This window comes from uncultured Microbulbifer sp., from assembly GCF_913055755.1.
Classification (GTDB): Bacteria; Pseudomonadota; Gammaproteobacteria; order Pseudomonadales; family Cellvibrionaceae; genus Microbulbifer.
Window position 1 is genome coordinate 66,536 of the sequence record NZ_CAJXKH010000001.1, and the last position, 22,309, is coordinate 88,844.

Here is a 22,309-nt window from a genome sequence, read left to right on the forward strand (position 1 = left end):
TCCGGTTATTGTTTTGTGTTCATCGGCCCAAATTACCGGGGCCAAATTGAAAAAACGGCCGGGTGCGAATTCGAATCCTTACGCCGGTGTTTCCACCGGCAGATCCCTGCACCCGGCCGCTACTTTCAGCTCTTAATCATCCTGTGAGATTAGAACTTGTACTGCGCACCTACAAAGTACTGAGAACCAGTGCTGATCTCGTTGATCATACGCTTGGCATTCCCGTCCATGTACTCGAACACCGGCTCGTCGGTGAGGTTGATCGCCTCAAAGTTAACCTTGAGGTTGTCGTTCACGCGGTAGCTGGCAGAGAAATCCAGGAAGCTGGTCGCGTCTACGTAGCGACGTTTTTCCTCGTCGGTCTCTTGCGGGCGGGTGGAGTACTCGCCGCGGTTCGCCATGGAAATACGCGCGGAGAACACGTCGTTTTCCCAGTACAGGGTCAGGTTGGAAGAGTCGTCGGACTGGCCGCTCAGGGGACCTTTGAACTCATCCGGCTCTCCGGCTTTATAAGTTACTTCGGAGTTCACCTTGGTCAGGTTGGCAAGGATACCGAAGTTGCGTACCCAGTCCGGTCCCGGCAGGAAGGTCAGCGGCTGCTGGTATTGCAGTTCCCAACCATCCAGCTCACCGCCTTCCTTACCATTTACAGTGCGCTTCACTTCGAAGTCCGCGTTGTACAGGTCGTCGTACTGCGCGCCCAGCAGGCTGTCCGGCAGGCCGGTCTCAGCCCAGGACATCACGTCGGTCTGGCCGATCGGCAGGGACTCGATGTCCTTCTGGAAGTAAGCCACAGATACAACGGCGCTTTCAGCGAAGTACCATTCAGCACCCAGGTCGTAGGCTTTCGCGCGGAACGGCTCGATGAACGGGTTGCCGTAGCTTACGGTCGGGTCGCCAAAGATGCCTACGCTGCCGCCCGGGTTCAGTGTACCCAGGTTCGGGCGGGACATTACTTCAGCGGCGGCACCGCGCACGATGAAGTCTTCGGTCAGCTCGTAAGCCACATTCAAGGACGGCAGGGTATCGCGGTAGTCGTTTTCAACGGTGACTTCCACGGTACCGTTCTGCAGACCGGTAGAGGTCAGCTCGGTCTCGACTGAGCGTACACCGACGTTACCACGCAGGCGGCGGCTGAAGAGTTCGGTATCAAAGTCTACCTGTGCGTATACACCCAGGCTTTCCTCTTCCACCTCGCGAGTATCGCCAGCGCGTACTGCGTGCGGCCAGCAGCCACTTGCCAGCGCTGCATCGACCAGGGCGAGGTCACCCTTGAAGTAAGGCAGGCCGGTAGGAGAGTCGACTGAACCCATGTCGCTGGTGATGGTGGAGCCGATACCACAGGCTTCGCCATCTTCAACCCCGTCACGTCCGTCGGCACCGGACAGGGAAGTATCCGCCCGCAGGCCGGCAATTTCATAGCCGTAGGATTTCTGGGTAACACCACCGCGCAGGGTCAGGGCATCGTTCAGCGCGTAGTCCAGGTCCAGGCGGAAAGTAGAGGTGGAAGACTCGGCGTCGAACAGGCGATCGCGAATCTCTGACAGCTCCCAGTTGGCCGGGTTGGTCACGTCGAACCCGAACATGATTTCCGGGGAAGTCATGTTGCTGTAATCGTAGGTTACGGTGTCGTTGGACTCGGCGTAATCGATCATGCGACGGGGATCGGTTTCGCTGAAGTGCTCCAGCACCAGGGTGCTTTCGCGGTTATCCAGCTGGGAATTTGATCCACCGGCGAGGATTTCCATATGGAAGTCTTCGCTGAAGTCGTGCTCCAGAGACAGGGAGTACTGGGCAAATTCAGAGCCCCAGTCCGCGAGGAAGTTTTCTGCGCGGGTGTCCACACCGTCCATAGTGGCGGAGATCAGGTTGTTGTTGCCGTCGATGGTGTAGGCGGCCACGTCGGTCTGCGCGTTGCCGGTATCACCGGTACGGGCCAGGGAAATCGGGTTGATGTTCGGCTCGGTACGCTGGGAATCCATGTTGGAGTACAGGCCGTCGAAGCTCAACAGGGTGGAGTCCGCGATCTGCCACTGCAGGGAAGAAGTAACCCCCAGGCGATCCTGAGTGTAGTTACGGTTCATGTACCGGGGGATACGCGGGTGCCAGGCACTCTTGACCCGGTCGAATTCGGCTTCGCTGTCACACGCGGTACAGCTGGCGAAGTTGTCGTCTTCCCAGCGGCCGGTGTCCGCACCGTAACCGTAGACATTGCGCTCGGACACTGCGACCGAGAACAGCGCACCCAGGGTCTGGTCTTCGTTGGTCATGCTGACCAGAGCAGAGGTGCGCGGGGTAAATTCTTCACTGCCGTCGTTGTAGCTGCCCTGAACATTGGCAACCACGGTAAGCGGGTCGTAATCGAACGGACGCGCGGTACGCAGCGCTACGGTCGCGCCCAGGGAGCCCTCTTCCAGCTCTGCGGAAGTGGTCTTGTACACATCCAGGCGATTGAACAGCTCGGAGGCAAATACGTTGAAGTCAAAACCGCGGCTGGTCTGTACGCCGCCGGAACCGGCAGCCAGAGACTGGGCCTGCATGCCGTTGATCTGCACCCGGGTAAAGGTGGAGTTCAGACCACGCACGGTGATACCGCGGCCCTGACCGCCGTCACGGTCAATGGCCACACCGGGAATGCGCTGCAGGGATTCTGCGAGGTTCTGATCGGGGAAATCCGCGATATCTTCCGCCAGGATGGAGTCAACCATTCCTGAGGAGTCGCGCTTGGTATCCAGTGCTTTGGCAAGGCTGCCCGCATAACTGGCGGTTACGGTGATCTCTTCCAAAGAGGCATCGCCGTTGGTGGAATTGCTCTCTTGCGCCATGGCCGGCACCGCTATCATGGCCATTGCAAGAGTGAGGGGCTTCAGCTCGAAGGTCTTCATGACTCTCATCTCCGCTTATCGTCGTTATTTTGGTAAAACCTGTTTTTGGTAATACCGCTTATTATTGATGCAAACCGATATTCGCACACGGATTACCAACTGGCAACTTTTGGCTGACCAATCCAAGGGCTTATTTGCGATTATTTCGCCTCATCGGATGATTTTTGCGCCATTTTAGCGATGGCAGCGGTGATTGCCACCGCTATCACCGCTTCCACCCTTCAGCTAGACCGATTTAACCTGATCCGGCTGGAAAGCCTCCCCGTTGATTTGAACATCGTCAACGGTCAGACCAGTCACCTCTTCGATGACACCCAGGGAGCCAGCCCGCTGGATACGGCTGTTGGAGATCTGCAGCCCGCGGATGGGCGCACGGGCGAAACCGCGGATATGGAAGGCGCGCTCGGCCTCCTCACAGACCAGATTCTCCACCTGAATGTTGTAAACATCCGGGTCGAAATCTCCCTTGTCCCCTTCCTCGTAATAGAAGTTGATCACAATGACGTCCTTCACCTGGCCAATAGTCAGGTTGCGCACGTAGATATCGTGAATCTCGCCGCCACGCATGGCATTGGTCTTGATACGCAGGCCGCGATCCAGGTTCGGACTGCTCATGACACAGTCTTCCAGGAAGACGTTGCGCACACCGCCGGAAATCTCACTGCCCAGCACCAGGCCGCCGTGACCGTCGCGCATCTGGCAGTTGCGCACCACCACGTTTTCCGTGGGCACATTCACCCGGCGGCCGTCTGCGTTGCGACCGGACTTGATCGCGATACAGTCATCGCCGTTATCGAACAGACAACCATCGATCAGCACATTGCGGCAGGACTCGGGGTCGCAACCGTCGGAATTGGGCCCGTGGCTTCTGGTGGTCACACCGCGCACGGTAACGCTTTCGCACAGCACCGGGTGAATCACCCAGAACGGAGAGTTTTCCAGCGTAACCCCTTCGATGAGAACATTGTTGCACTCGTAGAACTGCACCAGCGGCGGGCGTAGGAAAGCACCTTCGGCGTATTCCCGCTCTGCAACCGGCACCCCGTTCTCCGCATCCACCATCAGCGCGTCGCGCGCGGGGTGCTGGGTATCACCTTCATTGGAGCTGTTTTCACACTTGCCGTTCTTGCCTTTCCAGGGCCACCAGGTGTCGCAATCCGCGCCACCATCGATCAGCCCCTTACCGGTCAGGGCGATGTTTTCGCACTTATGGGCATAGATCAGCGGCGAGTAGCCCATCAGCTCCAGACCCTCCCAGCGGGTTTTTACCGCTGGCAGATAGCGTTCGGGCTCGGGAATGAAGTGGATCTCGGCACCTTCCTGCAGATGCAGCTCGGTATTGGAGACCAGGTGAATGGGGCCGGTACGGTAGTTGCCCGCCGGCACCACAATGCGCCCACCGCCGGCCTGGCGGCTGGCGTCCACTGCCGCGGCAAACGCCGCGCTGGCATCTTCACCCTCACCACGGGCACCGAATTCCCGGAGATCGAAATCCCGCGCCGGAATTGCCGGCAGCTTGATATCTGACAGGATCTTCGGCACCGCACTCCAGGGCCCGGTGTACTGGGCGCGGGGCGGGCGGCTCATCGCTACAGCCTGGGGGATAAAAGACGGAATGGCGGGTACCAGCGCAGGAACTACGGCGGCAGCCATCAGGGATCGCAGAAAAACTCGCCGGTTCAGTCCGGTCATAATTGCCTCCCGGGGCTTATTGTTTTGGTGGTATTCCGGCGCTGCCAGTCTAATCTGGCAAGACCAGAACGGAGGTTTCGGCAATACTGTCATACCAATTTTGGCAGGGCAATAACCAGACGGTCACTATGTAAGTAACAGCAACGGTATTCGCAGGGGATAAATCACACTGAAGACAGCGCGCGGAGCAGGGGCGAGGGGAACCACGGGGCAGAAATAAAACTGGCCCGACGGCGATACCGACGGGCCAGGGATGCAGCACACACGTGTGCGGGCGGTCAGGGCAGAGCGAAACGCTGGCGGGCGGCGCTCATTTCCCGGCGCGCGGCTTCGAGCGCCTCGGCCTCGGTGGCATCCAGCAGCTGCTGCACCACCCGCTGCAGGTGGTCGCGCATGGCGTTGCGGGCAGCCTCTGCGTCGCGGCTCTTGATCGCGTCAAGGATCTTGCGGTGTTCCTCAATACGGGGCTTGGAGCCCGCCTGACGCACCTTCTCGAGAATGCGCGCAGACACGGAGGAACTGTTGCGCAGGCGCCACAGGTGTTCACATACGGAGACCACGGCGTCATTGTGGGTACAGCGGGCGACATGCAGGTGGAATTTTTCGTCGGCAACCTCCGCGGTGGCCTCGGTAGCATTCTCCGCCACCATTTCTTCCAGGATCGATTCCAGCTCCTGCACTTCTTTCGCTGACATCTCGCGGGCGGCCAGGCCGGCGGCCTCACCCTCGAACATAATGCGCGCCTGCAGGATCTCAAATGCACCAATATCGGACTCGCCGGGGGCGAAGCCGCTGGCTTCCTGGTCAGTCACATAGACACCGGAACCGCCCTTCACCTCGACGCAACCCGCCAGCTCCAGGGCGATGATCGCCTCGCGCACCGTGGGGCGGCTGACCTCGAAACGTTCCGCGAGCTTGCGCTCAGCAGGCAGGCGAGTGCCGGCAGGGTAATCACCCGCGGCGATGGCGGCGGCCAATTTTTCCGCCACTTGCTGGTAAAGTCGCGCACCCTGCATCAGGCCACTCCCGTTTCTATATATGACGCACTAATAGTAAGCATCGGCGCAGTTTAGCAGATGGGGTTTAACCACCACAACATAATAGTCACACTCACAGTCTTACCAAAATGTTCTAGTCTTTGGATTGCGGCCTTACCAATATAGTGTTAGATTGCAACCAATCATAACGACAACCATAACCAGAGCTGACTGCAAGTCCCTAGGCGGAGTCAGAAACAGATGGATCTCATTCATATTCACACAGACGATAACGTCGCCGTCAGCAAAGCTCCGCTGCCCGCCGGAACCCTGGTGAACTGGAGTGGAAGCATGCTGCCGCTGGTAACCGACGTACCGGCCATGCACAAAGTGTGCGTGCGTGCCATTCGCAGTGGCGAGGCGGTTATCAAATACGGCCAGGTCATCGGTTTTGCACGGGAGGATATTGCTCCCGGCAGCCACGTGCACGAACACAATATGGAAGCGGGCAACCACCGCCCAGAGCACGACTTCTGCAAAGACTATACTCCCACCGAACTGGTAGCGCCGGATCAGCGCGCGACCTTTGACGGCTACCTGCGTCCCAACGGCAAGGTAGGCACGCGCAATTATCTGGCCGTAGTCTCGACGGTAAACTGCTCGGTAACAGTTTCCCGCGCGGTCGCCGCGCATTTCCAGAACAGTGGCAAACTGCGCGATTTCCCCAATATCGACGGCATCGTGGCCCTGGGTCATGACAGCGGTTGCGGCATGTCCACCGCCGGCGACGGCTACCAGACCCTGCTGCGCACCCTGCACGGCTATATCTGCCACCCGAATTTCGCCGGTGTCCTGCTGATCGGTCTCGGGTGCGAGGCGATGCAGATCACCAGTATGATGCGCGAGACCGGCCTGCAGGAATCCGACGCCTTCCAGGTAATGACGATCCAGCAGCTGGGTGGCACCCGCGCGGCCATCGAGGCAGGTATTGAACGCCTGAGCGCGATGCTGCCCGCGGCCAACGCCTGTGAACGCCAGCCGATCCCGGCCTCCGAGCTGACCCTGGCGGTGCAGTGCGGCGGTAGCGATGCGTATTCCGGCATCACTGCCAACGCGGGCCTCGGTGCTGCTGCGGATATCCTGGTACGCCAGGGCGGCACGGTCATTTATTCGGAAACCCCGGAAATTTACGGCGCAGAGCACCTGCTGACCCGCCGCGCGGCTTCTCCGGAAGTGGCACAGAAGCTGGTGGACCGAATTCACTGGTGGGAAAACTACACCCGCATGAACGGGGTAGAGCTGAACAATAACCCCTCCCCGGGCAACAAGGCCGGCGGTCTGACAACCATCGCCGAGAAATCCCTCGGCGCCCAGGCCAAGGGCGGCACCACGGCGCTGCAGGATGTTTACCTGTACGCAGAGCAGGTGCGCAAGAAGGGCCTGGTGTTCATGGACAGCCCGGGCTTCGATCCGGTGTCGGTAACCGGTCAGGTGGCCAGCGGCGCAAATGTGGTGTGCTTTACCACCGGACGCGGTTCTGCCTTCGGCGGCAAGCCGGTGCCGAGCATCAAGCTGGCGAGCAATTCCATGTTGTTCGAGCGCATGCGCGAGGATATGGATGTGGATTGCGGGGGCATCCTCGACAAACGCTACACGGTACAGGAGTGTGGCGAGAGGATTTTCCAGTACATTCTTTCTATTGCTTCTGGTGAGCAGAGTGCCAGTGAAAAATTGAATTACGGCGATAACGAGTTTGCGCCCTGGCATATTGGGGCCGTGGTTTAAGTGACCTCCGCTTGCAGTAAAAAAACCGGCTTTTAGCCGGTTTTTTTGGTTCCGGACACTATGCTCCGGAGCCTTCGATTCTGGATTCTTAACTTCGTAAGCAGGAAAGTTAACCGTAGGGTTTTTCTGGAACCTTACTCAAAAGAACAATCACAAGGGTTGCCAGGGGGCCGAAAATCAAACTGAGCACCCACCACAGCAGTCCACTGCGGTTCTTCCCCTGTGCCAACCCAGCATTGATCAGAGACAAAGTTCCCCAACCTACCAGCCATTCCCGCGATTGGATCATTACCTGATATTCTTCCATGCGCCCATACCCCGTTAGTTATCCATTAAAAACCGCGCAATGGTCCTAACACCATGCCCTTTAGCGCCCTGTGCCCACTGGTCATTCGGCGCTGGCAAGTAGGAGCCGGACAGGTCCATATGTACCCAGGCCCGCCCTTCATCGCGCACAAACTTCGCCAGGAAAGCCGCCGCGGTGGAAGCACCCGGGCTGCCATCGATTCCCACATTGGCAATTTCCGCAAAACCGGAAGGAATCTGTTCCATGTGGAATTTCTCCAGCGGTAACCGCCAGGCTTTTTCATTTTCCGCGCCGGCCGCAGCCAGTACCTTCTGCGCCATCTCGTCCTCAAAACTCAACACGGAATTGAAGTCCCGACCCACCGCCATTTTTGCCGCACCGGTCAGCGTCGCCGCATCGAGGATGTAGCGGGGGTTTTCCTCGCTCGCCGCAATCAGGCCATCCGCCAGTACCAGGCGACCTTCCGCATCGGTATTGAGAATTTCCGCGGTCACACCATTCTTGTAGCGAATGATATCGCCGAGCTTGAATGCGGAACCGGAAATCAGGTTTTCCGCGCAGCACAGGTACAGCTTGATACGCTTGTTGAGACCGCGCGCGATCGCCAGCGCCAGGCCGCCGGATACCATCGCCGCACCGCCCATATCGGACTTCATGGTGGCCATGCCCGCAGAGGGCTTGATGCTGTAACCGCCGGAATCAAAGGTAATTCCCTTGCCCACCAGGCAGATATCCACAGGCGCATCGGCGTTACCGGTCGGGTTGTAGTCCAGTTGCAGCATTACCGGTTCGCGCACGCTGCCACGACCCACCGTGTGGATACCGGCAAAGCCCTCTTCCGTCAGCTTGTCACCGGCGATGATGCGGTAGCTGACGGCATCCGGGGCCAGTTGCTCGAGCATGTCCGCGGCACTTTCCGCCAGCGCCCGCGGGGAGATATTTTCCGGACTGCCGTTGGTGATTTCCCGTACCCACAGGCTCGCCGCCTTGCGCGCTTCCAGTTCTTTCAGCTCCGCCCCGTCAGCCAGGCCCCAGTCCAGGGTGCTGTTGCGATTGGGGTTGTAGTAACCGGCCCAGAAACACCAGCGGGATTCGATATCCCAGTTATCGCCGGCGAGCAGGATATCCGTCACCCCCATGCCATCCAGACGCCGCGCGGCGCGCTGCACGGCGGTCAGGGTGCCGCCGGTGGCCTCTGTGGCGTGAATGCGGGCTTCGCTGTCGCTGAAGCTCAACAGTGCATTTTTGCCCCAATGGTCCGCCGCTGCGGTGGTTTCCAGCCGTACCTGCATCGCTGTTGTCATCTGTACACCTTGTTTATGGAACGATTAAAAAGGAGTGGTGTGTCGCATTTTTCACACCGGAAGGGGGAGATATGGGGGTCAGTTTAGCACTGCACAAGTGGCGGATTGCGCCAGCGCCCGCGCAGCCGATAAACTGCGGTAAAAACGAAACATGGAAGTACAAAATCATGGGCGAGTCCTGCCACTACCACTCCAGTGCCGATAGCACCTGGCACTGCCAGTCCTGCCAGAAGAACTACTGCGGCGACTGTGTCCCCGGCGCCGCCGACAATTACCACAAATCCACCCCCAAATGCGTGCTGTGCAACCAGCGCCTGAGCAATGTCGGTGCCAGCAACAAAGCCAAACCCTTCTGGCAGATGGGGCCATTTTACTTCCGCTACGCCATTTCACCGGGCCCGCTGACCATTTCCGGAATATCGGCAGTTTCCGCCATCGCCATGACCGGGCTCGGATTTTTGTCGATTTTTGTGCTAGTGGCGGTAATGGCAGTGGTGATCCGCTACAACCTGCTGGTAATCGAGAAACTGGCCGGCGGACAGCTGGAGGCTCCCACCTTCAGTGATGCCCAGGACGGGCGCAGCGCCGCGATGTTCGCCAAGGTGATCGGCATGATCCTGGTGGCCGGCGGCGGCGGTGTGCTGCTGGCAGGATTGGGCCAGGGCGCGGTGCAGGTCTATTCCATCGCCCTGTCCCTGCTGGCGCCGGCGGCGATGATTGTGCTGGCGCTGGAGCACAGCATGCGCGCGGCGGTGAACCCGCTGAAACTGCTGCACTTTACCCTGATTATCGGCTGGCCCTACTGGCTGCTGTGGCTGTCTACCAGTGCGGTGTCCGCGGCCCCCGCCTATCTGCTGCCGGTGGTGGCGGGCAAGGTGCCCAACTGGATGCTGCTGCCGCTGCTGGCGTTCGCCACCAGTTATTTCTCCGTGGTGACCAGCGCGATGATGGGTTACATCTGCCTCACCCGACAGCAGAAGCTGGGTGTGACCGCGCTGCTGCAGGACGAGGAGTTCCTCGAGGAGCGGGAATTCGACCGGCGCAAGGCGCTGGCGGATGCGCTGATCCTGCTGCGGGAAGGGCGCGGGGAAGAAGCGCGCAAAAGCCTGGTAACGGCCCTGCGCCAGCACCCCAACGATATTCCCCTCAACGAGCGCTACTACCGCCTGCTGCTGGCGATCGACGACAAGAAAGCCCTGCGGGAACTGGGCCCGCACCTGCTGGAGCGCTTCGTCAGCCTCAACCAGCCGCACAAGGCGGCAGAGATGTATCTCGCCACTATACAGGCCCAGGGTCAGCCGCCGGTAATCGATAAATCCCGGCTGCGTCACCAGTTGGCGGAAGCACTGTACCGCCAGCGGCAGTTCAAACCGGCCCTGGCACTGATCAACAACCTGCACAAGGAAGACGCGGATTACATGCGGCTGGATGCGGCTTACCTGCTGCTGGCAAAGATTTACATGGACGGATTCAACCGCACCGACAACAGCCGCAAGCTGCTGGCCTTTGTGCGGCAGAAATTCCCCGACAGCGCGGTAATCGCAGAGGTGAAGCAGTTGCAGGCGATCCTCGCCGCGGAAACACCGGCTACCACCTGATATACAGCGGCCGCAAAATCAGACTGCGGCCGCCGCCGGGCGCGCGGCCTCCGCCAGCGCCAGTGCGCGCCGCGCCTTTTCCTCTTCGCCGCTGCGGCGGTAATGATTGACCAGCGCCTGCGCCAGCCGCCCCATCAGCGGATGGCGTTGTTGCCGCGCCACCAGCCTGCCGAGCAGATCCTCCACCAGCGCCCAGTCCTTCTCCTGCCCCGCACGCTGTGCCAGCAGCAGGCAGGTCTTGACAGTGAGTGCCCGCGGCGCGCTGGTGCGTCCGAGATAGTCCCGCACCCCCTGTGCCACCGGGGCAAAATCCTGCTCCGGCGATTTCGCCAGCGCGAACAGCGCCAGGCAGGCGCGGTGATGGGCTTCGCCATCCGGCGCCAGTGCGCTCAGTTCAATACTTTTTTCGATCAGCGCGAGGGAGCCGGGATGCTGGCGGGCCGCGGCGGCCGCCGCCTGTCCTGCTTCCAGCAACTTGCCGTGATTCTGCAGGGACTCGATGCGCGCCAGCGCCAGTTGTTCCGGTGACGGCGGCAGATCTTCTTCCACCTGCAGCGCTTCCGCCGGGCGCAGGCGGATCAGCAGCGCGGTGGCCGCAAAGCCCGCAACCAGCCCGCCAAAATGGGCCCAGTAGGCGATATTGTCGCTGCCAAAGAAGTAACCAAACACCTCCTTGCCCAGCCACAGCGGCAACACCAGCAGCGCCGGCGCGCTGAATTCGCCAAAGGCAAACCCCAGGGTGTAGAAGAAGCGCAGGCGACGCACACCGTATACCGCCACAAACATGCCCATGACCGCGGAGACCGCACCGGAAGCACCGATCACCGGTACCAGGCTGCCGGCCTCCACCACGCAATGCATAGCGCCGGCAGCGAGGCCGCCGAGCAGGTACAGGCCGATAAACCAGCGCGCACCCAGCGCCAGCTCCACCGACAGGCCAAACAGCAACAGGAAGATCATGTTCCCCAGCAGGTGCTCCCAGCTCCCGTGCAGAAACATGTGACCAACAACCCCCTTCAGGGTCGGGTCCGACGGGGTCAGGCCGTAGGCAAAGCTGAAAAGCCGGTCGCGCAGCTGCGCAAACTCCCGCCGCTCTGCCAGCCAGCGGGTTTCCCCCTCCGACTGCAGTTGTGGCATCAGCCACTGGTGGAATTCGCGGCTCCACAGCAGTTGCTCGTAAATGAACTCCTCACCGGCCCCCTGGGCCTGGGAGCGCCACTCCGGGCGCTCCTGATTTACATACTCGTAGAAGCGGCTCTCCTCGCGGGCGGGCAGCTCAGTGGCAAAGTAGAACTCCTCCGCCCGCTGCCAGCGCGCTTCGTCGCCACTCTGGTACAGCATGAAAACCAGCAGATTGATGGCGATCAGTGCGAAACACACCAGCGGCGGCCGGCGCCAGTCGGGTTTGTTCTGAATGGGGATGATCAGCAAGAGAGGGGACCTGCAGGTTCGGCGTTGGGGAAATCGGTTAACAGATCGCCAGAATACCGCGCGCAGCGCCGATCACCAACTCTGCCGGATAGAGCGCCCCCCCACCCAGCGGCTGCGGGATCAGTGACCGGACGGGCCGCCATCGCCGCCGTCACCACCGTCCCCTTCCGCATCGGCGTCGCCGGTGTGCCAGTCCTCGACACCCGCGGAGCCACGGCGCTCCGGTACCGGGTCGCGCGCGGGGCCTGTCTGCGCGGCTTCCCGGTCGGGGGGCTGCGGCACCGCAGGCGCTGCCTCGCCCCAACTGCGCAGGTGCAGATCCCTCTGCGGGAAGGGGATCTCGATATTGCGTTCGCTCAGCTCGCGCAGCAGCTCCAGGTTGTACAGCGCCGCAAGGTCCCCCAGGGAAGTCATGGCATTGCTGTTGACCCACACTACCAGTTTGAAATCCAGGGAGCTGTCGCCGAAGCCCGTGAGCCACACCTCGCTCTTGCGCTGCCAGTTGGAAAAAGTGACCGGCACTGCCTCCGCGGCCGCCATCGCCGCCTCGCGCACCAATTCCGGGTCGGTGCCATAGGCCACACCAAAGGGAATATGTATCCGGCGCACCGGGTCTTCCAGGGTGTGGTTGGTTACGCGCCCGGTGACAAACTCCGAATTGGGCACCAGGATATCCACATTGTCGCGGGTGGTAATCCGCGTGGAGCGCACGTTGATATCGCGAATGCGCCCGAACACGCCGGATTCCAGCTCCACCAGGTCCCCCACCCGCAGTGGCTGCTCGAACAACAGAATAATGCCGGAAATAAAGTTGGAAAAAATCGCCTGCATGCCAAAACCGAGGCCGACGGAAAGTGCCCCGGCAATCAGTGTCAGCTTCGAGGTATCCAGCCCCACCATGGATAAAATGATCATGATGGTGATCAATACAATGCAGTAATTGATCACCCGCTCCACGTTGTAGGCCACGTGTTCACTGGCGCGCTTGCGGCGCATCATGCGGCGCAGGAACCAGGCCACCAGGCGCGACACAAACCAGGCGGCAATGATCACCAGAATCATCTGCGCGATATCGCGCAGGGTGATGGGCTGTTCACTGACGGTAAACAGTTTGTAATTGGCCAGGTTGCGCCAGCCGGTTTTCAGATTTGCCAACTGGTGGCTGAGACGCTCCCCCAGGGTCCGCCAATATCCCTGCTGGCGTTTGTAGACATACAGCTGCGCATTTTCATAGCGCTGCACATCCTTGATCAGATCCCCAACCTGGTTCAGGCCATTGTCAATTTTTTCAAACTCGCGCCACCATTTGGTGAGGCTGGTACCCTCTTCGCCAGCACCGCCCGCCGGGTCGCTACCGTCTTTGTCTTTATCTCCTCCCGCCCGCCAGGCCATGATCTGACGCTGGCGAACATTCAGCTGCCGCGCGAGGGTTTCGCGCACCGCCTGCGCCTTGGTAATCAGGTCTTTCTTGACCGAGAGTTCGGTTTTCTCACCGTCCGGAGCAAGCACCTGGTTCATTGCCAGCAGTATTTCCTGCTTGCGGGACTGCAATCGGTATTTTAGTGAGGCGACACTGACCTCCATGAGCTTGATCTGCTCATCGACATTGATCGAAGTATCGGAAGTTTCGACGATGATGCTCTGGGATACACCGCGCTCCCGCGCCAGTTTCTCCAGCGATGCCTCAACCTCTTTTACCGCCTCCTGCAGTTGCTCTGTCACTTCTTCGCTGTACTGCAGCTCGCCCAGCATACGGGTCAGCTCGCTGTCGCCGTGTCCCAGCTCCTCCTCCCAGGTAGCGAGCTGGGAGGTCATGGTGTGATGCTCGGCCAGAACCTGCAAATGCCGCAGCTGGGCCAGGAAAAGGGCCACCGTGCCGCTGATATGATCCGCATCGTTTTTGGCCGTCTCTCGCAGCTGCACCACCTGCTCGCGCAGTCGACTGAGCGAGCGCGGGACGATTTCATTCAACTGGGCCACTTCCAGTTGCAGGCCACTGGCACGCTGCCGCCCCCGCGCCACGCCGGCATCCGCCTCTGCCCACTGCAGAACGGTAGGCGCCGAGGGAAAGGTCACCCCCTTCAGCAGGTCAACTTTCTTGAGTTTTTCGCGATTTTCCCAGACCTTGCGGATGCCATCGAAGCGCAGGTTGACCGTGCTGATGCGCTTGTCCATGCCCTCTTCCTGGGGCAGGGTTTTACTCCACTCCAGCCAGGCCTTTTCCACCTCCTCCAGCCACTGCTGGCGCTCCTCGAGAGTGACATCCGGCCAGTTGGTCCACCAGTCTGCAGACAGCTTGTTGAAGTCCGGCACGGTCGGTTCAAACTCCTGTGGCTTGGCGGTGCCGGGGAGTTGTGCGCTGACCGGGTGGGAGAGCAGCAGGAATGCAGCGGCGAGCAGACTCAAAACGAGCTGCTGAATCACCCATCTTAAACGGGGGTAATCGGTGCCGATTGCGGACATCTGCTTCCCTGCGATACGTGTTGGCTAACCGCGCCGGTCGTCACTGATTTGCGCCGGACACAGCGGGACGCGCGCATCATTCGCGCGATCATTTTTCAGTGTAGATGAGCGGAATTCAGCGGCGACGCTGGTAGCGCTGGATGCAATCCCGGTAGGCGCGCTGGTACAGGCGCAGCTGCTGGCGCTCCAGCGAACTGCCCCGGCGCGCCGCGGTTGAGGCTTCCTGGCGGCAGGCGTTTTCCAGCAGCGCCCGGTCGTCGTAACGTCCGGGGCGTACCGTGGCATAGGGGCGACGGGAGTCGACCGCGCGCGGGTCGCGGTAGCGATCGCGGTCGGCTTCGAACAGGGGGACGCCAGTGTCATCCATTTCCCCGGGAGATGCCGGTGGAGAAGCCGGTGGAGAAGCCGGTGGATAGGCGCGGGGAATGCCGGCACGCTCACGCAGCTCGTCGATTTCCACCGGGGCGTCGTACGCATTCAGGCGATCCTCATAGGCACCGACAATATCGCCGTTGTAATAACGGCGCCAGGCGTAGGGCGGCGTGGTAATGGTGTAGCTGCGATTGCGTGGGTTGTAGCGGAAGAAGGTGCCTGTGCCGCTGAGAAAGTAGCGCTCGCCGTCAATCTCAAAACCCTTGCTGCCATAGGGCAGGAAAGAGAGCTCGGCCCCAAGCGGCGGCTCCACACGCAGATAGCCGTCATCCTCGCGACGAAAGAAATAGCCACCGGAAAAATAGTAGGTCTGACCGTCGACCCGAATTCGGGTCGCCGGCCCCGGCAGCGCGCGCTGACGGTCCGGATCCTGACGGTATTCTTCCGCCGGCTCCAGGCTGGCCTGATCGGTATCTTGGGCAAATGCGGCAAACCCGGGAGACAACAGCAAACCCGCCAGCACAACCACTTGTACTTGTGCTTGCAGCCACAGATCCTTCCTGCGAAAGAAAAATCCCACTGTCCCCATCGCGAGCACCTCGTCACAACCGTTACCACAGCTTGTGCGATAGCGGGGCTTGCAGTTATTTTTCACGTGCTTGGCATAGACGTGCCTGGCAAAGAGAAAAATGGGCGATACACCATTACCCTGCTGCAACGCAACAAGTGACCGCACGTAAAAGGGTAGCCGGCGGCGCCGCTCACCTTCGTGGCTAACGGCGAACTGTGACAGAGCGCCCGGACTCTCAGTGGCCCCGCACTTTTGCCACACGGCCGACTACATATTTAGCTTAGGGTGGTGGATGCCCTATCCCAATAAAATCATTCGGCCTGACCCGATTTCAGTTTCCGGTATCCTCCACCGGCTGCAACAGCACGCTGAGACCGCGGGCAACAAACCGGTTGCGATCCCGCACATAGCCGCCGCGGGCATGCAGGCGGCGCACCGTGGCGCCGCGGTTGATACGCAGACTGAGGTCGGCGGCAAAACTGCTGAAGCTGGAATAGAGCACAATGTCCGCAGTGCCGTAGCCACGATGGACAATGCTGTAGATTCCCCGCTCGCCGTCGTCTGGTAGCGGCTCGATCACCGGTAATTCGTCAAATTCTAGGATGTCGGTAACCAGGGCGGCGCGCCTCAGGTCGTGAAAAATCCCGAAGCCGGCGTCCGGGTTCAGAATCAGACCGATCGGGTCTATCTGGTTGAACGGCACTGCCGAGGCCGGCACCCAGTTCACCAGCAGGCGCGCGCCGAATTCGCTGAAGTCGTTCAGTGCGTGGGCGAAGAAATCCGGCGGCGCGCTGCCGAACGGGGATACATAGCCCCACATCGCCAGCGGAAGATTGTCCTCCAGTGGCTGTGGCGCTATGTCGATATCCGCCACATTGATCTCGTAGCGGTTTGGATCCGCATCACTGTCCTCATCACTGCCGGTTCCGCGGTAATTGAACCAGCCCGCCGGCCAGCGCCCGAATGCCACCAACAGTGCATCCAGGGTTCGCGGATCGAATTCTTCGGTAATGACGGTTAGTCGCGTCGGCTGCAGATGGGCGCGGCGCGCCTCGATGATTTCACTTTCTTCATCCCACTGGCCGAGAATGCGCACGCGCTGGCCAATGGAAATACGGTCGATGGAAAAGCGCTCTTCGGGGAAACGCGCATCGACCACCCGCGTGGTGCGGTCGAGCTGCACCTGGACAATATCCCGGTATACCGGCTCCAGCCCGGTGAGCCACAGGCGCGCACCCTGGATGAAAATACGGTCGTCGTCGGTGCGCGACAGTACGTGCCCGGTGACACCATCGAGATTGATCCCCGGAATGCTGTCCCCCACCAGCACCGTGTCCGCCACGAACAGCCGCTCGAAGCGCTTGAAGCGGCCGCTGGCAAAGGTCTCGATTCCCGGATCCTGTTCCGCGAGCACCCTGAGCCCCGCCGCGCCGATATAGGTTTCGCCGTTGATATGCCACACCGTATCCGCACCGGTCAGCACATCGAGCCCGCCAAAGCGACCCGCAAGCCAGTAGTTGGGGCGCACCGCGATTCGGTAGCTGTTGGCAGCTTCGTCGACGCTGAGCAACGGGCCGCGAAACACGAATGCCACCGCAGGCAGCGGATCCACTTCCGCCACCAGTACCGGGAACAGCGCCACCCGCACCACACCGACATCCACCGGATTCACCACATGGGAACTGGCGAGATCAAATGCCAGGGTCAGGGCAGCGGGCACCGCGGAATCCACCACCAGCGGGTTATCGCCATCCAGGTGCACCCTCACGGAAACCTCTTCCACCGCTTCGCCAGCGGCATCCACCACCACAACCCGGCGCACCTCACCCGCGACCTGCAGCAGGATTTCCGCGTCGCTGTAGTCCAGCACCAGTTCAAAGCTTTCGTAGCGACCCACCGGCAGGGTGGCGGCAGCGGCCAGCTCGTTGTAATCGGTAAATTCCACCAGCCGGCTTTCCGGCAACAGCTCTACCCGGGTGCCATCGTCACGCCGCAAACTCAGCGAGGCGATGCGCACGCGGTATTGCAGAAAATCCCCTTCGTCACCGGTGAGTGCAAACAGCAGCCTGCCACACTGATCCGAATCACTGTCCTCGTCCGAGGTCTCACAGCGCACGGTTTCCTCTGCCGGTGGTGGTGCGGAGCGACCACCACCGCTACTACCTCCGCCACTACTGTTGCTTCCTCCCCCGCCACTACTGCCACCAGAGCCACAGGCCACCAGCAACAGGGCAGAAATCAAGAAAGTTAATGCGCGAAGGCAACTGCGAACTGGGCGCGAAAATCCTGTCGCGCCGGCGCTATTCATCACCATCCTGGTGATCCCCATAGTAACTTCTTCGGATCCCATTAATGAGGATTAGCGCAAAGGTCGGCGGGACGCCACGGTACGACAGGGAAAATGGGAGAGAGCGGCGCCGGTATCCGCAACCGGCGCCGGGAAGGAAAAAATGAATGGATTAATCGAGGCCGGAAATCACATCCCGCAGGGTGTTCACGATGGCGTCGATTTCGTGGGTCTCGATAATCAGCGGCGGCGACATGCACAGCGCATCGCCGATACCCCGCGCCATCACCCCCGCCTCCCAGGCCAGTGCCGATGCCTTGCCGCCAAACTTGCCCTTGAGCGCTTCCGGCGCGCGCAACTCGATAGCGCCGACGAGGCCGTAATTGCGCACATCGATCACATTATCCAGGTCCGCCAGGCTGTGCAGGGCATTCTCCCAGTACTGGCCGATATCGCCGGAAGCGCGGGTCAGCAGCCCCTCGCGGTCGTAAATATCCAGAGTCGCCATACCCGCGGCACAGGCAACCGGATGCGCGGAATAGGTATAGCCGTGGAAAAACTCCACCATACCTTCTGCCGCCGCATCCATTACCGTGTTATAAATCTTGTCACTCACAAACACCGCACCCAGCGGAACCGTGGCGTTGGTAATGCCTTTTGCGGAAGTGATCATATCCGGCGTCACCCCGAACTCCTGGGATGCAAACGGCGAACCGGTACGACCCCAGCCGGATATCACCTCGTCAAAAATCAGCAACAGATCGTGCTTGTCGCAAATTTCCCGCAGGCGCTGCAGGTATCCCTGCGGCGGCAGAATCACACCGCCGGCACCGGCAAACGGCTCCACAATCACCGCCGCAATCTGGTCCGCACCGTGGAACGCCACCAGCCGCTCCAGATCCTCCGCCAGCTCGACCCCGTGCTCCGGCAGCCCCTTGCTGAACGCATTGCGCTCGATATCCAGGGTATGACGCAGGTGATTCGCCTTCACCGGCTGACCGAAAGTCTGGTAATTCGGCGCAATACCACCGACGGAAATACCACCGAAATTCACCCCGTGATACCCCTTCTCACGGCCGATAAACATCGTCCGCGTACCCTTGCCCCGCGCGCGCTGGTACTGCAGCGCAATCTTCAGCGCCGACTCCACCGCCTCGGAACCGGAATTGCCAAAGAACACCCGGTTCAGCCCGTCCGGCGTGTACTGCACCAGGCGCTCCGCGTACTCGAAGCTCAGCTCGTGGCCGAAATTGAAAATGGAACTGTAATCCAGCTTGCGCGCCTGCTCGGAAATCGCATCCGCGATCTCGGCGCGACAGTGACCGGCATTGGAACACCACAGCCCCGCAGTGGCGTCAATAATCTTGCGCCCGGATTTTTCGTGCAGGTAAATTCCCTCCGCGCGCTCAACAATGCGCGGCGCCGCCTTGAAAGAGCGGTTGGGGGTAAACGGCATCCAGAATGCGTTGGTATTCAGTTCGGACATGATTCACTCCGAGTTTTCCAAAGGTTTAGTAATTAAAAAATATCTCACAAAGTTTTAAAGCCAGAATTTAAGGCGAAGTACCGGGTATCTGTTTTCAGAAGCGTCGGCGCCATGGACGGCGCCGACGCAGCTTACAGGGACGTATTCACAGCGGTTCTGAAAACAGATACCCGGTGCTTTGCCGCCACCACAATTAATTAGAAGGCTCCACCCAAGCTACAAAGCTCAAACTCCGTAGCAGCAGTATTTGGTTTCGTAGAACTCGGCCATCCCCTCGACGCCGCCCTCGCGGCCAATACCGGATTCCTTGACCCCGCCAAACGGCGCCACCGTGGTCGAGAACACACCCGCGTTACAGGCCACCATCCCGTATTCCAGCGCCTCAACCACCCGGGTCGCCCGGTGAATGTTTTCACTCATCACATAAGCCGCCAACCCGAACGGCGTGTTATTGGCGCGCTGTACAACTTCATCTTCCTCGCGGAACTTCTGCACCACCGCCAGCGGACCGAAAATTTCCTCCCGCGCAATACGCATGGAATCGTCCACCTCCGTCAACAGCGTCGGCGCATAGTAATTTTCACCATTGGGCAGAAAATCCCCGCCCAGCACCAGCTTCGCCCCATTCGCCACCGCCTCTTCCACCAGGCCGTGTACCCGATCCACCGCCCGGCGGAAAATCAGCGGCCCCAGGGTAGTGCCATCTTCCAGCCCGTGGCCCGGCCGCAACTTCTCGATTGCCGCCGCCAGCTTCTCCACAAACCGATCGTGGATCGACTCGTGCACATAAATGCGGTTGGTGGACACACAAGTCTGGCCCGCATTGCGCATCTTAGTCGCGATACAGGCGGTTACCGCCACCTCCATATCCGCATCGTCGAACACGATAAACGGCGCATTGCCCCCCAGCTCCATGGACGTCTTTTTTACCGTGCTCGCACACTGCGCCATCAGCAGCTTGCCCACCGGGGTCGAGCCGGTAAAAGTGAACTTGGATACCCGCGGATCCTGGGTCAGCACCTTGCCGATTGCCGCGGAATCACTGCCCACCACCACATTCAGGGTGCCCGCCGGCAGGCCCGCCTGCTCCGCCAACGCACACAGCGCCAGTGCAGACAGCGGAGTCTCCGCCGCCGGCTTCACCACCACGGTGCAGCCCGCCGCCAGCGCCGGCGCCGCCTTGCGGGTGATCATCGCATTGGGGAAATTCCACGGGGTAATGCAGGTCACCACACCCACCGGCTGGCGGATGGTGGACAGGCGCATGCCCGGGTTGTGGGTGGGAATGGTCTGACCGTAGGCGCGGCGGCACTCCTCCGCGAACCACTCGATAAAGGAGGCGCCGTAATCGATCTCACCCAGGGCCTCCGCCAGCGGCTTGCCCTGCTCCAGGGTCAACAGGCGCGCCAGGTCCTCGCGGTTATCCACAATCAGCTGGTACCAGCGCTTGAGGACCGCCGCGCGCTCCCCCGCAGTCTTGCAACTCCAGGCCGGGAAGGCGGCGTGGGCCGCGGCCACTGCCAGCTCCGCATCGGCGGCGCTGCCGTCGGCAATTTCCGCCAGCAACTGGCCGCTTGCCGGGTCAGTGACCGCCAACTTACCGGCTGCATCCCGCCATTCTCCGTTGATAAAGTTCTGCTTCTTCAACAAGAGGCTTTTCTGCTCAAGAGCGTTCAGATCCATCGAATATTCCCGTAAAAGTCGTGATTTGGGCATTTGCATGGATTCTGGACCGGCAGTCTGGTGGCGAATAGTAAAAGCTCTAAAACTAAAATTTACCTTTATCAAACTTTGCTTTAGCCTCTCCCACGGCCCTTTCTGTCCACAGTTACCGCCGCGACCGGAGTCCCCCATGTCCAAGCCCAGCCCCTCCAAACATGCCCTTTCCGGCCGTTTGAGCGATATGGACCTGCGCCTGCTGCGGGTCTTTCGCGAGGTAGTGCGCGCCGGCGGCCTGGCGCCGGCGGAAGTGGCACTGAATATCAGCCGCTCCACCATCAGCGTGCATCTGAGCGACCTGGAAACCCGCCTGGGCATGCAGCTGTGCCTGCGCTCCCGCGGCCGCGCCGACTTCAAGCTCACCCCCGAGGGCGAGGCCCTGTACCAGGCGATCGCCGAGCTGGACGGCCACCTGGCCAACTTCAAGAGCCAGGTGAATGCGATCCAGTCCCAGCTCACCGGCGAGCTGCGCGTGGTACTGCCGGACGACGTACTGGAAATCCCCCAGCTGGACCTGCCCGCAACCATCGCCCGGCTGCGCGAGCGCGCGCCGCAGCTGCAGCTGAACATCCAGCTGGCGGCACCCCAGGAGCTGGAACTGGAAATCCTTGCCGGCCGTGCCGACGTCGGAATCAATCCGCTGCATTCCCGCCGCCCCGGCCTCAGCTACCAGCCCCTGTTCAGCCATCAGTCACTGCTGTATTGCGGCGCCAACCACCCCTGTGCACGCGAACGAGATCTCGCGGAAGAACTGCTCACCCAGCAGGAACTGGCAGCCCCCAGCCACGCGGTACTCTCCGGCGCCGCACACCTGTACCGCCTGTTTCCCAACCGCTCCACCGCCAACCATATGGCAGCGCGGCTGGCGATGATCCTGTCGGGGAAGTTTCTCGGGTTTTTGCCGGCGTATCTGGCGGAAACCTATGTTAAAAAGGAATCGCTGATAGCACTGCGACCGGAACGGTTTTGCTACCAGATCCAGAATGCACTCACATTCAAGAGCAGCGCCGCGGACCAACCTGCCATACAATTATTCTCCGAGACGCTGGTGATTAACAATTAAAGCAACTCACAGCAAACCGCTGGTTACATCATTCGCTCACCGGAAAGGCCATGAACAAAGATATTTTTATTGCGGAAGTTTCGCGTCGATTCGAGCAGTTATTCAAACTTTCGAAGAACGGCTATCGAACACCCGATGTCGAACGTCATCGTTTAGAGGGCTTTACCCAGGCGGGTATATTTCTGGGCATCACCGACCGACCAGAACTGGAAAGGATAATGGAGGATGTCCACTTGAGAATTTTCGGAAAGACCATTGCCGAGCGAAAGGCCGAATCAATTAGCCCTTGGGTATTTGATGCAATCGACTACAGCGCCTACGAATACCCAACATATGAAAGAAAAAAATAGGCTGACAAACCACCAGTGA

Annotated in this window: 15 protein-coding genes; 4 read left to right on the forward strand and 11 right to left on the reverse strand. The window is 60.3% G+C overall.

From position 1 onward, the window contains the following. Nucleotides 1–149: 149 nt before the first annotated feature. From QZ511_RS00205 to QZ511_RS00215, 3 genes are all read right to left on the reverse strand, one after another. Nucleotides 150–2,885, reverse strand: a complete 2,736-nt coding sequence (locus QZ511_RS00205; protein WP_295797195.1) for a TonB-dependent receptor — start codon at nt 2,883–2,885, stop codon at nt 150–152. A 225-nt stretch (nt 2,886–3,110) separates the two neighbouring features. Next, nucleotides 3,111–4,577, reverse strand: coding sequence for a glycoside hydrolase family 28 protein (locus QZ511_RS00210; protein ID WP_295797199.1), 1,467 nt, complete (start codon nt 4,575–4,577; stop codon nt 3,111–3,113). 278 nt (nt 4,578–4,855) lie between these two features. Beyond that, nucleotides 4,856–5,593 carry a FadR/GntR family transcriptional regulator gene (locus QZ511_RS00215; protein ID WP_295797201.1) on the reverse strand — a complete coding sequence of 246 codons (738 nt, stop codon included), beginning with the start codon at nt 5,591–5,593 and terminating at the stop codon, nt 4,856–4,858. Nucleotides 5,594–5,815: 222 nt separating this feature from the next. Here QZ511_RS00215 and QZ511_RS00220 point away from each other — a divergent pair, with 222 nt between their 5' ends. Next, complete coding sequence (locus QZ511_RS00220; RefSeq protein ID WP_295797206.1) at nt 5,816–7,339, forward strand: UxaA family hydrolase; 1,524 nt, start codon at nt 5,816–5,818, stop codon at nt 7,337–7,339. A 109-nt stretch (nt 7,340–7,448) separates the two neighbouring features. Here QZ511_RS00220 and QZ511_RS00225 read toward each other — a convergent pair whose 3' ends face one another. Both QZ511_RS00225 and pepB read right to left on the reverse strand, forming a co-directional pair. Next, the gene (locus QZ511_RS00225; RefSeq protein ID WP_295797209.1) at nt 7,449–7,646 is read right to left on the reverse strand and encodes an antitermination protein NusB; all 198 of its coding nucleotides are present in this window, start codon (nt 7,644–7,646) and stop codon (nt 7,449–7,451) included. 14 nt (nt 7,647–7,660) lie between these two features. Continuing rightward, a complete protein-coding gene (pepB, locus tag QZ511_RS00230; protein ID WP_295797213.1) occupies nt 7,661–8,950 on the reverse strand; it encodes an aminopeptidase PepB in 1,290 nt (429 codons plus the stop codon). 167 nt (nt 8,951–9,117) lie between these two features. On the opposite strand from pepB, the gene QZ511_RS00235 reads away from it, so the two are divergent. Next, nucleotides 9,118–10,548, forward strand: coding sequence for a hypothetical protein (locus tag QZ511_RS00235; protein WP_295797215.1), 1,431 nt, complete (start codon nt 9,118–9,120; stop codon nt 10,546–10,548). Between the two features lie 18 nt (nt 10,549–10,566). Here the strand turns inward: QZ511_RS00235 and QZ511_RS00240 are convergent, their stop codons facing one another. From QZ511_RS00240 to QZ511_RS00265, 6 genes are all read right to left on the reverse strand, one after another. Continuing rightward, complete coding sequence (locus tag QZ511_RS00240; RefSeq protein WP_295797217.1) at nt 10,567–11,979, reverse strand: rhomboid family intramembrane serine protease; 1,413 nt, start codon at nt 11,977–11,979, stop codon at nt 10,567–10,569. Between the two features lie 120 nt (nt 11,980–12,099). Then, on the reverse strand, nt 12,100–14,442 hold the full coding sequence (locus tag QZ511_RS00245) for a mechanosensitive ion channel domain-containing protein (protein WP_295797220.1): 2,343 nt from the start codon (nt 14,440–14,442) through the stop codon (nt 12,100–12,102). Between the two features lie 115 nt (nt 14,443–14,557). Further along, nucleotides 14,558–15,469, reverse strand: a complete 912-nt coding sequence (locus QZ511_RS00250) for a DUF6515 family protein (protein ID WP_295797223.1) — start codon at nt 15,467–15,469, stop codon at nt 14,558–14,560. A gap of 247 nt (nt 15,470–15,716) precedes the next feature. Beyond that, complete coding sequence (locus QZ511_RS00255) at nt 15,717–17,627, reverse strand: hypothetical protein (RefSeq protein ID WP_295797226.1); 1,911 nt, start codon at nt 17,625–17,627, stop codon at nt 15,717–15,719. 217 nt (nt 17,628–17,844) lie between these two features. After that, the gene (locus QZ511_RS00260; RefSeq protein WP_295797229.1) at nt 17,845–19,158 is read right to left on the reverse strand and encodes an aspartate aminotransferase family protein; all 1,314 of its coding nucleotides are present in this window, start codon (nt 19,156–19,158) and stop codon (nt 17,845–17,847) included. A 225-nt stretch (nt 19,159–19,383) separates the two neighbouring features. Continuing rightward, nucleotides 19,384–20,841: an NAD-dependent succinate-semialdehyde dehydrogenase gene (locus QZ511_RS00265; RefSeq protein ID WP_295797232.1), complete on the reverse strand. Its 1,458-nt coding sequence runs from the start codon at nt 20,839–20,841 to the stop codon at nt 19,384–19,386. Nucleotides 20,842–21,010: 169 nt separating this feature from the next. Here QZ511_RS00265 and QZ511_RS00270 point away from each other — a divergent pair, with 169 nt between their 5' ends. Both QZ511_RS00270 and QZ511_RS00275 read left to right on the forward strand, forming a co-directional pair. Beyond that, a complete protein-coding gene (locus QZ511_RS00270; RefSeq protein ID WP_295797235.1) occupies nt 21,011–21,940 on the forward strand; it encodes a LysR family transcriptional regulator in 930 nt (309 codons plus the stop codon). Between the two features lie 50 nt (nt 21,941–21,990). Continuing rightward, nucleotides 21,991–22,290 carry a hypothetical protein gene (locus QZ511_RS00275; protein WP_295797238.1) on the forward strand — a complete coding sequence of 100 codons (300 nt, stop codon included), beginning with the start codon at nt 21,991–21,993 and terminating at the stop codon, nt 22,288–22,290. The last annotated feature ends 19 nt before the right edge of the window (nt 22,291–22,309 follow it).